We start from the raw sequence: 12351 nt of genomic DNA on the forward strand, positions 1-12351 counted from the left end.
GGTTCAGGCGCCCTCGCGGCCGAGGCGATAAAGGAGCTGGGCGCGCGTAAGGCCGAGGAGCGCTGCCGCGCGGGTCTTGTTGCCCCCGGCCTTTTCCAGTGCGCGTGCGATCATGCGGCGCTCGGTCGTCTCCAGGTCGATGCCGGCATCGACGAGGCCTGCGGCGGGATCGGCACCGGACGCGGACGCCACGACATCGCCATCGACCACGCGAAACGCGCGCGGGCCAAGCACTTCGCCGCCGCTGAACAGGTGATGCAGCCGCAGCGGATCGCCGTCGCGTGCCATGATGACGCCGCGCTCGATCACGTTCTCCAGTTCGCGGATATTGCCGGGCCATTCATAGCCGAGCATGGCGGCAACGGCACTTTCCTCGAAGCCGGTGACCGTCTTGGCGTAGCGCTTGCTGTAGAGCGCGAGGAAATGTTCCATGAGCAGGGGCAGGTCGGCGCGGCGCTCGCGCAACGGCGGAATGCGGATCGGAAAGACGTTGAGACGGTAGAAAAGGTCGGCGCGAAACTCGCCCGCCTCCACCGCAGCGCGAAGATCCACGTTGGTGGCTGCGACGAGACGGACATCGGTCTTGTGGACTTTCGTGCCGCCGACGCGCTCGTACTCGCCTTCCTGGATGGCGCGCAGCAGCTTGCCCTGGGCGGCGAGGGAAAGCGTGCCGATTTCGTCGAGGAACAAGGTCCCGCCCCGGGCGCGTTCGAACCGGCCGGCACGCGATGCGGTGGCGCCGGTGAATGCGCCCTTCTCTACGCCGAACAGTTCGGCCTCGATCAGGCTTTCGGGGATTGCGGCGCAGTTCACGCCGATGAACGGTCCTTCGGCTCGGCGGCCCATGGCGTGAAGATTGCGCGCGAAGATTTCCTTGCCGACTCCGCTTTCGCCAAGGAAAAGGACGACCGCATCGGTATCGGCAACATGGCCAAGCATGTCGAACGCCACGTTGAAACCGGCGGAAGCACCGACGATGGGGCGACCTTCGGCACCGGCGACGGCAGCCGTTCCGGGGACAAGTCGGCTGATCTCGTTGAGCTGTTCGCCGCGCATGAAGCGCAAGTCGTCCTCGCCGCCCCGCCATTCGTCGACGGGACGTCCGACGACGCGACAATGGGCATGGCCCATGGCAATGCATTCGACCTCGCGAAAAAGGATCGGGCGGCCCAGGAACACGCTGGCATAGCCGCTGGCATAGCCCGCCTGCGACCAGCCCGCGGGATAGGCGCCGGTCCCGAACAGTTCGACGTGGGCAGCGCACTCGGTCGACCCGCGCCAGATATATTCGGCAGCGAACGCGCCCTTTCCGGTGTCGACGGTGACTTCGACAGGTTCGGCCCGAACCATGCCTTCGAGCATGTGCAGCTCCGGACCGACCGCGAACATCTCGTCGATGGTGGCACCGGGGCGGACCTTGCTCGCGATCTCGGCGTCCATCGCCCCGCTGTTGTAACCCTGCCGCGTGAACAGGCCACGGGCCTTCTCGAGCCCAAGAGCCTCGACCACTTCGTGGCGCAGGAGTCCGAAGGCGCGGGCGTGGATCATCATCATGCGCCGGCCTGCCAGCCAGATATGACCTTGGGCATGGTCGAAGTGGAGCTGGCTGAAGAGGTCGGCTGACACGGCGGACTCGCAAGCGATGAGACAACCCGACTGTATTATTTCGTACAGTCTGGCGCAAGAAATGTCTTAATTCATGCATTTCGCGCCGTCGCTCGAAAGATCGCGGGAATGGGCCCGTATATGTCCAATCAGGTACAATCCTAATATATTTCAATTATATAACTGATATCTGATGCTCCCGAGGCCCGTTTGGCACGGCCGTTGCAATCTCCTGAGGCACAGCCGCGTGAAAGCGGCGGATGAGCTGGAGGATGCTGGCTTGCGCGAGGCAACTGCCCCGCATGCGCACCTTTCTCCCGCTCGCCGCCGCCCGAACGAGACGGCCCATGTGAGGAGAAACCGTATGCCACCCGCCATCCCGGCCATGAGCCGAAGGACGTTCCTCTCCGTCAGTACGGTCGCGACCGTGGCCACGGCCGTGCCCGCCGCCGCCGTCATCGGCACGGCCGGACCTCTCGCCATCGCGTCGCGCCGCAATGCCGTGCCAGCGGACTGGACCGGACCGGTCGTGGTGCTTTCGGGCGACTACTCGCAACGCCTGGCACAAATGCGCGAAGCGGTGGGCGGCGCGGTGGGCCGCGAGATCGCCCTCTACCTCGACGGGGCCGACGCCGTGCTGTTCGACATCGCCAACATGGACCAGCGCGCGCGGCTCCGCCCCGTGCTCGCACCCAACCCGCCCAAGGCCACCCGCCCCGCCACTGGAGTCGCCGCATGATCGTTCGCACTTTCCCGCTGGTCGCCGCCAGCGTTGTCCTCGCCGCCGCTCTCGCCCTTCCGGTCGGCGCGGCCCCCACGCCTGCGGCAACGCCCGCCGGCCAGTGGAAGAGCCCTCAGGAAGCCTGGGAAAAGACCTGCTCGCGCTGTCACCTGACGGGTGTGGGCCCCGAACTGCGCGGCCGCGCCCTGCCGCCGGAATACATCCAGCAGGTGGTGCGCAACGGCATGCTGGCGATGCCGGCCTTTCCGCATTCGGCAATCGACGACGCAACGCTGAATGGCGTCGCGCGCCTCGTTTCCACCTCCAAGATGCCCAAGCCCGCAGCCAAGCGCTGAGCGGACGGAGACACAGACATGCCAAGCAAGACCAAGACTGCCGCCGCGAGCGCTCCCGAAGCACCTGCCGTGCTGCCCGCCGGCGTCAGCGCAACCGACATGGCATCCGCCATTGCAGAATTCGTCGCGATCCTCGGGCCGCAGAACGTGCTGACCGATGCCGATCACATCGCCCCCTATACCAAGGTGATGATCGCGGAGAGCGAGGACCTGCACCGCCCCTCGGCCGTGCTCTATGCTCGCGAGGTCGGCGAGATCCAGAAGATCCTGAAGGTCTGCAACGACTACAAGGTGCCGATCTGGACGATCTCGACCGGGCGCAATTTCGGCTACGGATCTGCCGCGCCGCAAAGCGCCGGACAGGTCGTCCTCGATCTCAAGCACATGAACCGCATTCTCGAGGTCGACCCGGTGCTGTGCACCGCGCTGGTCGAACCGGGCGTGACCTACCAGCAGCTCAAGGACTATCTGGAAGAGCATGACATCCCGCTGTGGCTGTCGTGCCCGGCGCCGTCGGCTATCGCCGGACCGCTTGGCAACACGGTGGATCGCGGCGTCGGCTACACGCCCTATGGCGAACACTTCATGATGCAGTGCGGGATGGAAGTCGTCCTAGCGAACGGCGAAGTCCTGCGCACCGGCATGGGCGGGGTCGAAGGGACCAGCGCCTGGCAGGTGTTCAAGTGGGGTTACGGACCCTATCTCGACGGCATCTTCACGCAGTCGAACTATGGCATCGTGACCAAGATGGGCATGTGGCTGATGCCAAAGCCGCCCGTCTACAAGCCGTTCTGCATCCGCTACGACAACGACGAGGACATCCACGACATCGTGGAGACGCTGCGCCCGCTGCGCATCGCGAACGTCATTCCCAACGCGATGGTGTTCGCCAACGTGATGTGGGAAGCCGCCGCGCTGATGCCGCGCAGCAAGTACTATGACGGCACCGGCACCACCCCCGACAGCGTGCTTGAAGAGATCAAGGCCAAGGAAGGCCTGGGCGCTTGGAACGTCTATGCCGCGCTTTACGGCACCAAGGAGCAGGTCGACGTCAACTGGCAGATCATCACCGGCGCGATCAAGGCCAGCGGCAAGGGCAAGATCATCACCGAGGAAGAGGCCGGCGACACCCAGCCTTTCAACTATCGCGCCAAGCTGATGCGCGGCGACATGACGATGCAGGAATTCGGCCTCTATCGCTGGCGCGGTGGCGGCGGATCGATGTGGTTCGCGCCGGTTACCGCAGCCAAGGGCAGCGAAACCGTGGAGCAGACGCGTCTCGCCAAGGAAATCCTGGGCGAATACGGGCTCGATTATGTGGCCGAATACATCGTCGGCATGCGCGACATGCACCACATCATCGACGTGCTCTACGACCGCTCCGATCCGGAGGAGATGAAGCGCGCGCACGAATGCTTCGGCAAGCTGCTGAGCGAGTTCGGCAAGCGTGGATATGCGGTCTATCGCGTCAACACCGCGTTCATGGACCAGACGGCGGACCTCTATGGCCCGGTCAAGCGCAAGGTCGACCAGACGCTGAAGCGCGCGCTCGACCCGAACGGCATCCTCGCGCCGGGCAAGTCCGGCATCCGTATCTGATCCGCAAACGGAAACAGGCAAATGAAGAAGATTCTCCCCCCGGTCCTGGGCGCGCTCGTCGCGCTCGGGGCCGCCCCCATCGCCCTTGCCCAGACCGCCGCGAGCCCTGCCAAGGGCCAGCAAGTGTTCAAGACCCAGTGCGGCGCGTGCCATTCGGTCGTGGCTGGAAAGAACCAGATCGGCCCCAGTCTTGCCGGCGTCGTCGGGCGCAAGGCCGGCAAGGCGGCTGGCTTCAAGTATTCGCCGGCGCTCGCCAAGGCCTCTTTCACGTGGGACAAGGCGCGGCTCGACAAGTTCGTGGCCGGCCCTTCCAAGGCCGTGCCGGGCAACCGCATGCCTTACCCCGGCCTCGCCGACGCGGGCGCGCGGCAGGCCTTGCTCGCCTACCTTGCCAGCGTGAAGTGACGGACGCGGCCATGGTACAGCGCGAAGCCCTGCTCCTGATCGGGAATGCGGATGTCGCCGCAAGCGGCGGCGCTACGTTCGAACGCACCGGCCCGCTGGGCGGGGAACCGACGGTCGCGGCTGCCGCCAGTGCGGCCGACGCCATCGCCGCCGCCGATGCCGCGGCTGCCGCGCTTCCCGCTTGGGCGGCGCTTGGCCCCAACGAACGCCGCCGCCTGCTGCTGGCTGGTGCCGATGCGTTGGAAGCGCAGACGGGGGCCTTCGTCGAGGCCATGGCCGCCGAGACCGGCGCATCAAACGGCTGGGCCGGTTTCAACGTCCACCTCGCGGCAGGTCTCCTGCGCGAGGCGGCCGCGCTGACCACGCAGGTCAAGGGCGAGACGATCCTGTCGGACCGCCCAGGCTGCTATGCCATGACCCTGCGCCGGCCCGCCGGCGTCGTGCTTGGCATCGCACCGTGGAATGCGCCGGTCATCCTTGGCGTGCGGGCCATCGCCACGCCGCTTGCCTGCGGGAACACCGTGGTGCTCAAGGCATCGGAGCATTGCCCAGCAACGCACCGCCTGATCGGCACCGCGCTGCGTTCGGCCGGCTTCCCCGCCGGCGTGGTCAACGTCGTGACCAACGCGCCTGCCGATGCGGGCGAAGTCGTGGCCGCGCTGGTGAACCACCGGGCGGTCCGCCGCATCAACTTTACCGGCTCGACAAGGGTCGGGCGGATCATCGCGGGTCTTGCCGCACAGCAGCTCAAACCGTGCCTCCTTGAGCTTGGCGGCAAGGCCCCGATGATCGTGCTGGACGATGCCGACCTCGACGCGGCAGTCGCCGCGGCAGGCTTTGGCGCCTACATGAACAGCGGGCAGATCTGCATGTCGACCGAAAGGATCATCCTCGAGGACGGCATCGCCGACGCCTTCGTCGAACGCTTCAGAGCCAGGGTCGACGGGCTGACGGCGGGCGATCCGCGCGCCGGCAGCGCTCCGCTGGGCTCGGTGGTCGACGAGGCCACCGGCAGGCGCGTTCGCCACCTGATCGAGGATGCGGTCGGCAAAGGCGCGCGCGCCCACGGCGACTGGCAGACGGGCGGAACGCTGATCCCCGCGATAGTGGTCGACGGGGTGACGCCGGACATGCTGCTCTATTCCGAGGAATCGTTCGGACCGGTCACGACCATCCTGCGCGCAGCCAACGAGGACGTGGCCGTGCGCATTGCCAACGACACCGAATATGGCCTGACGTCATCGGTTTTCAGCCAGAATATCGCCCGGGCGCTGCGCGTGGCGGAACGGATCGAGGCCGGTATGTGCCACATCAACGGCGCTACCGTTCACGACGAGGCGCAGATGCCGTTCGGCGGCACCAAGGCATCGGGCTACGGCCGCTTCGGCGGCGAGGCAGGCATCGCGGAGTTCACCGAACTCAAGTGGGTGACCATCGATACGCAGACGCCGCACTGGCCGATCTGAGAGCTTCCAGGGTGGCACAAGCCCGGAGGGTCGCGACCCTGCTGCACGCGTGAAGGCGCGGGCGGCAGGGTCAAAAATTCCAGCAAGGTTCAGAGGGGAACATCACATGCGCAAGACCATCGCGCTGGCGGCCGCCTGCGCGGCATTCGCGGGCACGTCCGCCCGCGCCACCGAAAGCGGCGGCAACGTCTATCCGCTGGGCGCGGAAGGCACGCTTGCAGGCGCGCTGCCGCCGCCGGGCGTCTACTATCTCGGCTACGTCCAGTCCTATTCGGCCGACCGCTTCAACGACGTCGACGGCAAGCAGGGCTTCATTCCGGCTTTTGACGTCGACGCACAGGCCGCAGTCAGCCGCGTTGTCTGGGTAACGGGCAGGAAGGTGCTTGGCGCGGACCTGGCGATGCACGTCGTCGCGCCCGTCGTGCGCCTCGATGCGCACATTGCCGGTGTCAGCGACCGTCGGACGGGCGTTACGGACGTGACCGTCGACCCGCTGATCCTGGGGTGGCACTTCACCAACGGGCTCCACGTCCTGACCGGCGTGGACATCAACGTTCCGGTCGGCAACTACAGCCGCACGAGCGTGGCCAACATCAGCCGCCACCACTGGAACGTCGAGCCGGTCGTTGCCGTCGCCTATTACCCGAAGAACGGCCTCCAATTCGACCTGAAGGCGATGTACGACATCAACTTCAAGAACCGCGACGCACAGATCAACGCGCTCAACCCGACGGGAGCGGACTACCGCTCGGGCAACGAACTGCACGTCGATTTCGCGGCGACCAAGCCCGTGCATCCCAAGGTCTCGGTTGGCGTGGGCGGATACTACTATCGCCAGACCACGTCGGACCAGGTCGACGATCCCGCCGCGCAGGCCACGATCGATGCGCTTGGCGGCTTCAAGGGTGAAGTCTTCGCCGCCGGCCCGACGGTGCGCGTCGCCGCCGGCAAGGCGCAGGTCATCGCCACCTGGCAGCACGAATTCACGGCCCGCTATCGTCCGCAGGGCGAGAAGCTTTGGATCAAGATGATCCTGCCACTCGCATCCTTCAGCAGGAAATGAACGGATCGCTGCGGCTGTCGCCTCGTTGGAGGCGGCGGCCCGCAGCGTCGCACCCGGCCGCCAATCCCCCTACCCCCGCCGGCGGCCGGGTGCGATCTACTCCTTCATCACCGGCATCGGGGTCTGGCCGCTTTCGTCGAGATAGTAGGCCACCCATTTGTGGAAGAACTGGTTGCCGGGTTCGTTGCGGCCGAAGGTCTGGTGCGTCATCGCGCCTGATTCCAGCCCGTTCTGCACCTTGAGGCCCAGGAAGTAATCCTCCTCCTCCACCACGTCGAAGAAGAAGTCGCACATCTGGTCGAGCGCGGCGAGGCCCTCCTCGGTCTCTGGCTTCACCGGGAAGATGTAGTTCATCACGGTGGTGTTCTGGTTCGCCTGCGGTCCGGGGAACAGCTGCGCGAGCTGCCCCATTTCGGGCGCCAGGAAGAAGCTCATGTTCGGGAAGAGCATGCGGATGAAATCGTAGCCCTTGTTCTCCTGCCGGCCCCATTCGTCACGCGGCAGTTCATGGAGGCGTGTGATCGTGTTCTGCGGAAAGCCCAGGCGGATGTGCGGCCCGAAACCTTCATAGCTTGCGCGGTTTGAAGGGCTGCGCGTGGCAACGGTATTGGTGTGCGCGGCCTGGAAGTGATAGCCCTCGAGGTAGCCGTCGTAGGCGACCTTCCAGTTTGCGCCCTTCATGGCCTTGCTCTTGTGGTAATACCACGTCTCGAGCTTGAGGGCGGCGAAGTCCTCGTACATGCCCCCCATCCACTCGACCGCGTTGATCGGCAGGCCCGGAGTGAGGATCACGAAGATCAGCCCCGCCGCCTCGTCGCAAGGCAGTTCGGTCATGTTGAGCGTCGAGCGATCGACGTCACCGAACGTGCTGGCCTCGGCGATGCCCATCAGCTTGCCGTCATTGGCATACGTCCAGCCATGGTACTGGCAGGCGAAGGCCTTGCAGTTACCCTTGCCTTCCTTGGCCAGATGCATCGCGCGGTGCTTGCACACGTTGAGGAAGGCCCGCGCCTTGCCGTCGCGGCCGCGGGTGATGAGCACCGGCAGGCCCATGACGTCCATCGCCTTGTAGTCGTTCACCTCGGGCAGTTCGATGGTCAGCGCCAGCATCAGCGGAAGCCGCTTGAAGATGCGATCGATCTCGAGATCGAAGCGGCCCTGGTCCAGATAGTCTGCGACGGGCACGCGCATCGTGCTGCTCGCCTGATCGGTCGTCCTGGTCTCCACGAAGTGGAGCATGCGTTCCGCCGCGTGGGCGTATTTTTCATAGATTTCGGTCATCGTTTCAGCCTCACGCGTTCAGATAGCTGTCGAGCGTCTGGTGGATGTGGCGGATGCGCACTTCCTGATAGTCCGCCAGTTCCACCGCCTGGTTCTTGGAAACCTTCAGGCCTTCGTGGCACAGCGCCATGTTCTCGCTGTCCTGGTCGAGCACCGCGCCAAGCACGCCAAGCTCGGGCGCATCGGCCCAGATCTGGTCGTCGCCCAGCATGTGCATCGGCACACCGGCGGGGCGCGGCTGGCCTTCCGGGACGCGGGCGATCACGCGCACTTCCATCAGGCACTTGTCCTGATCGGGCCAGGGCCGCCAGCGATAGACGATATTGGGCATGAAACCGCCCCACGGCGCGAAGTTCGGGAAGACGTTGAAGACCAGCGCGTCGAGCAGTTCGCTTTCCGAAACGCCGGAATAGTCACCACCGAACTGCCTTGCCGAAACCTCGCGCATCTTCTCGCCAAGTGCGGCGCGGGCGCTGCGGCCTTCGGGCACCTCGATGGCGTAGTTGTCCTTGTCCGCGTCGTAGTTGTCGGCGCTGCGACCGTTGTACTTGCGGAACTCGTCAATGATGCGCTGCTGCGGCCAGTGCTCGGCCTCGGCTTGCGCCTCGATGTGCGGGCTGACGACGCCGAAGGGCGTGTAGTTCACGTTCACGTGGCGGCCGAGCACGTGGTAGGCCGCGTTGGCATCGCCGGTGAACGGCATGAGCTGCGGGTGCGTGACATAGGCGTGGTAGCTTTCCATGAAAGCCTCCATCGCAATCTTCCAGTTTGCCGGGATCACCTTGGCGACCCAGGCAACCGTCACGCATTCCTCGTGCTTCCAGCGCTTGAAGAACTCCGGAAGCGGATCGAGGTATTCCTCGATGGTCGGCCCCTCGGCAGCATCGCGGACGAAGACATAGCCGCCCCACTGCGCAAGGCTCGCCTCGGGAAGCTGCATCTTCTGGTCGCTGAGGTGGGCAAAGTCCCAGCGGCAGGGGATGTTGCGCAACGAGCCGTCCGGATTCCACGAGAAGCCGTGGAACGGACAGAGGAACTGTTCTGCGCTGCCGCTGTCCGTCTTGAGCTTGCGGCCGCGGTGCAGGCAGACATTATGGAACGCCTTGAGACTGCCGTCCTCTTGCCGCACGATCAGGTAGGACCGACCCGCGTTGTCGTAGGTTACGTAGTCGCCCGGCTCGGGCAGATCTTCCTCGCGCGCGGCGAACTGCCAGACGAAGGGCCACATCCTTTCGCACTCGGTCTTGAAGAATTCGGGGCTGTAGTATCGCGCTGCATCGATCGGTTCTGAGCCGAGATACTGCGAACGGTCCTCCGCCATGAAGGCGGGCGGCTGCACCTCGTCGGCGCGCAGGATGTCTTCCCAGCTAGTGCCGGGGCAGCGGGCCTTGTCGAATGCGCCGGGATCGCGGTCGGCCATGTCTTTCCTCTCCGTTCTTGGGACGGCTGGGAAAGTCTCACGGCAAGGGCTTCAAGCGTTTGACCGAGGTCAAGAATCGGCCGCAAAGGACCTGCGATTTTGGCTAGGAACTGTCGTTTTTGCGATAAAACAGGATAATCTGCCTGTTTTTATGGATCGCTGGTTCAGCTCGGCAGAATGACGCCCTCGCCAGCGCGCCAGACGGGGCGAATCTGCTCGTCATCATGGATTTCCATGATCTCGAAGGCATTGCCGAAGAAATCGCGGCAGTACGTCGCCGCATAGCCGGTCTTGCGCCCGTCAGGCAGCGTGGTGATGCCTTCCATCGCGGGCGGGGTGTGGACGCGGATGCCCGCCGCGACCAGCCGTTCGTAACAGGCCTGGATGTCTTCCACCTGCACCGCGAAATGGGTGTAGCCGTAGCGATTGACGCCGCGGTTCGGGTCCTGTGGCTCGGACCGGGGTTCGAGGTATTCGAAGACCTCGATGTGGGTGTTGCCCAGCCGGCACATGAACTGCCGGGCCGCGCTCCCTTCAAGGCCGACGACCGCGTCGATGAAGGGATTGTCGCGCCATTCCAGCGGCGGTCCCACCTCGACCGCGCCGAGCAGGCCGAGGTAGAATTCGCGCGCCTTGTCGAGATCGGGCACGGAGACCCCGATATGCTGGATCGCCCGTGCACCGATGCTCATTTCCAGTGCGCTCCGGTCAGAACTGGATGCGCTTGGTGAAGCCGCCGTCGACCACCAGGTTGGTGCCGGTGGTGTAGGACGAAGCCGGGCTGGCGAGGAACACGACCGCCTTGGCCACCTCATCGGGCGCGCCGAATCGGCCGAGGGCAAAGCCGGCCTCCACCGACTTGTAGAGATCGGGCGCCGCGCCTTCGATCACGTCCCAGCTACCGCCGGTGAACTTGATCGGACCGGGCGAGACGGTGTTCACGCGAATGCCCTTGGGACCGAGCGCCTGGCTGAGCTGGCCGGCATAGACGATCAGCGCACCCTTCAGCGCATTGTAGCCCTGCGGCACGATGAAGGTCTCGAGGCCCGCCGTCGACGAGAGGATGACGACCGAAGGCGAGGACGACTTTTCGAGGTACTGCTCCAGCACTTCGACGCCGATGACGGAACCCATGATGTCGTGATCGAGGCCCTTCTGCCAGTCGCCGGTCTGGCCCGAGCCCGAGGTCGAGATCATCGGGATGAAGATGTCGCAACCGCCGAGCTTTTCTGCCGCGTCGGTCAGCCAGGCGCGGTAGGCGTCATGTCCGGAATCCATGTCGAAGGCCGAACCGTAGATCTTGCCGCCATGCTTTTCGAGGCTGGCGACGGTTTCGGCGACCTGTTCCGGATTGCGCGAGCAGAACGCGATGTCCGCGCCTTCGGCGGCGAGCAGTTCCGCCGTCGCCCGGCCGATGCCGCGGCTCCCGCCGGTCAGGATGACCTTCTTGCCCTTGAGTCCGAGATCCACAGCCTTGCTCCTCTGTCCCGTAAAAGAATCCGTTGCAGCATCCTTGAAGGGGGGCAGGATGCCAAGCCACTCCCCTTTTGAACAGGAAAGCGACGCGCCGCCTTGGTGGTAGCCAGCGCCCAACATCCCAGCGGGAGCAGGATCATGGCCGGTAATTCTGGACGACTTGAAGGCAAGAAGGCAATCGTGCTGGGCGCCAGCAGCGAAGGCAACATGGGTCAGGTCATCGCACAGCGCCTGATCGACGAAGGCGCGGAAGTGCTCGTGGCAGGGCGCAAGGATGCCGTGCTCAAGGCCTTTGCCGACAAGACCGGTTGCCACTGGACCTCGTGCGACATCACCGACGAGGCAAGCGTCAATGCCCTGGCCGACACGGCAGTGGCCACGATGGGCGGCATCGACATCGCGATCAACTCGACCGGCTGGGGCCTGCTCAAGCCCTTCCTCGACGTGACGCGCGAGGATCTGGACGCCATGACCGCGCTGCAACTCGTCGGCCCGCACCAGTTCTTCCAGGCAATGGTGCGCAAGATGGCGCGATCGCTGGGCGGGCGCGGCGGATCGATCATCACGATCAGTTCGGCCACGGCCACGATCATGCTCAACGACCACGCGATCTACATGGGAACCAAGGCCGGTACCGACCACATCGTGCGCTGCATCGCGCACGAGTTCGGTCACGAGGGCATCCGCGCCAACTCGATCTCGCCGGGTCTCACCGATACACCGATGAACGAGGACGCGAAGCAGGTTCCGGGGCTGTTCGAAAGCTTCCGCAATTCCTATCCCCTCGGCCGCTGGGGCACGTCGGAAGACGTCGCCGCCGCCGCCGTGTTCCTGGCAAGCGACGAGTGCTTCATGACCGGAGAGAACCTGCAGGTGAACGGCGGCCTGACCCTGCGCCGCAACCCGACGCGCGAGGAAATCGCCGCATCCGTGGCCAAAGCAACCGGACAGGCCTGAAG

The 12351-nt window shown here is 65.1% G+C and carries 12 protein-coding genes; 7 read left to right on the top strand and 5 right to left on the bottom strand.

Translation table 11 applies throughout. The features are described 5' to 3' along the window. Nucleotides 1-3: 3 nt before the first annotated feature. The gene (locus SARO_RS18255) at nucleotides 4-1626 is read right to left on the bottom strand and encodes a sigma-54-dependent Fis family transcriptional regulator (protein WP_011906723.1); all 1623 of its coding nucleotides are present in this window, start codon (nucleotides 1624-1626) and stop codon (nucleotides 4-6) included. A gap of 343 nt (nucleotides 1627-1969) precedes the next feature. Here SARO_RS18255 and SARO_RS18260 point away from each other — a divergent pair, with 343 nt between their 5' ends. The 6 genes from SARO_RS18260 to SARO_RS18285 all read left to right on the top strand — a co-directional run bounded on the left by SARO_RS18260 (nucleotide 1970) and on the right by SARO_RS18285 (nucleotide 7215). Further along, nucleotides 1970-2344: a hypothetical protein gene (locus tag SARO_RS18260; RefSeq protein WP_011906724.1), complete on the top strand. Its 375-nt coding sequence runs from the start codon at nucleotides 1970-1972 to the stop codon at nucleotides 2342-2344. Beyond that, entirely contained in the window at nucleotides 2341-2682 is a 342-nt protein-coding gene (locus tag SARO_RS18265; protein WP_011906725.1) for a c-type cytochrome, read from the top strand. The genes SARO_RS18260 and SARO_RS18265 overlap by 4 nt, the downstream gene beginning before the upstream one ends. 18 nt (nucleotides 2683-2700) lie before the next feature. Then, a complete protein-coding gene (locus SARO_RS18270) occupies nucleotides 2701-4281 on the top strand; it encodes an FAD-binding oxidoreductase (protein WP_011906726.1) in 1581 nt (526 codons plus the stop codon). Nucleotides 4282-4302: 21 nt separating this feature from the next. Next, the gene (locus tag SARO_RS18275; RefSeq protein WP_011906727.1) at nucleotides 4303-4686 is read left to right on the top strand and encodes a c-type cytochrome; all 384 of its coding nucleotides are present in this window, start codon (nucleotides 4303-4305) and stop codon (nucleotides 4684-4686) included. An 11-nt stretch (nucleotides 4687-4697) separates the two neighbouring features. Next, nucleotides 4698-6152, top strand: coding sequence for an aldehyde dehydrogenase (locus tag SARO_RS18280; RefSeq protein WP_011906728.1), 1455 nt, complete (start codon nucleotides 4698-4700; stop codon nucleotides 6150-6152). A 106-nt stretch (nucleotides 6153-6258) separates the two neighbouring features. Then, the gene (locus tag SARO_RS18285; RefSeq protein WP_011906729.1) at nucleotides 6259-7215 is read left to right on the top strand and encodes a SphA family protein; all 957 of its coding nucleotides are present in this window, start codon (nucleotides 6259-6261) and stop codon (nucleotides 7213-7215) included. Between the two features lie 96 nt (nucleotides 7216-7311). On the opposite strand, the gene SARO_RS18290 is transcribed toward SARO_RS18285, so the two are convergent. From SARO_RS18290 to SARO_RS18305, 4 genes are all read right to left on the bottom strand, one after another. Continuing rightward, on the bottom strand, nucleotides 7312-8496 hold the full coding sequence (locus SARO_RS18290) for an aromatic ring-hydroxylating oxygenase subunit alpha (protein WP_011906730.1): 1185 nt from the start codon (nucleotides 8494-8496) through the stop codon (nucleotides 7312-7314). A 10-nt stretch (nucleotides 8497-8506) separates the two neighbouring features. Further along, nucleotides 8507-9916 (bottom strand): aromatic ring-hydroxylating oxygenase subunit alpha, encoded by a 1410-nt coding sequence (locus tag SARO_RS18295; protein ID WP_011906731.1) that lies wholly within the window; start codon nucleotides 9914-9916, stop codon nucleotides 8507-8509. Nucleotides 9917-10080: 164 nt separating this feature from the next. Then, complete coding sequence (locus SARO_RS18300) at nucleotides 10081-10608, bottom strand: VOC family protein (RefSeq protein ID WP_011906732.1); 528 nt, start codon at nucleotides 10606-10608, stop codon at nucleotides 10081-10083. Nucleotides 10609-10624: 16 nt separating this feature from the next. Beyond that, the gene (locus tag SARO_RS18305; protein ID WP_011906733.1) at nucleotides 10625-11386 is read right to left on the bottom strand and encodes an SDR family NAD(P)-dependent oxidoreductase; all 762 of its coding nucleotides are present in this window, start codon (nucleotides 11384-11386) and stop codon (nucleotides 10625-10627) included. A gap of 144 nt (nucleotides 11387-11530) precedes the next feature. Between SARO_RS18305 and SARO_RS18310 the strand changes: the two genes are divergently transcribed. Then, complete coding sequence (locus SARO_RS18310; protein ID WP_011906734.1) at nucleotides 11531-12349, top strand: SDR family oxidoreductase; 819 nt, start codon at nucleotides 11531-11533, stop codon at nucleotides 12347-12349. Nucleotides 12350-12351 lie beyond the last annotated feature (2 nt).

It is taken from the genome of Novosphingobium aromaticivorans DSM 12444, from assembly GCF_000013325.1.
Classification (GTDB): Bacteria; Pseudomonadota; Alphaproteobacteria; order Sphingomonadales; family Sphingomonadaceae; genus Novosphingobium; species Novosphingobium aromaticivorans.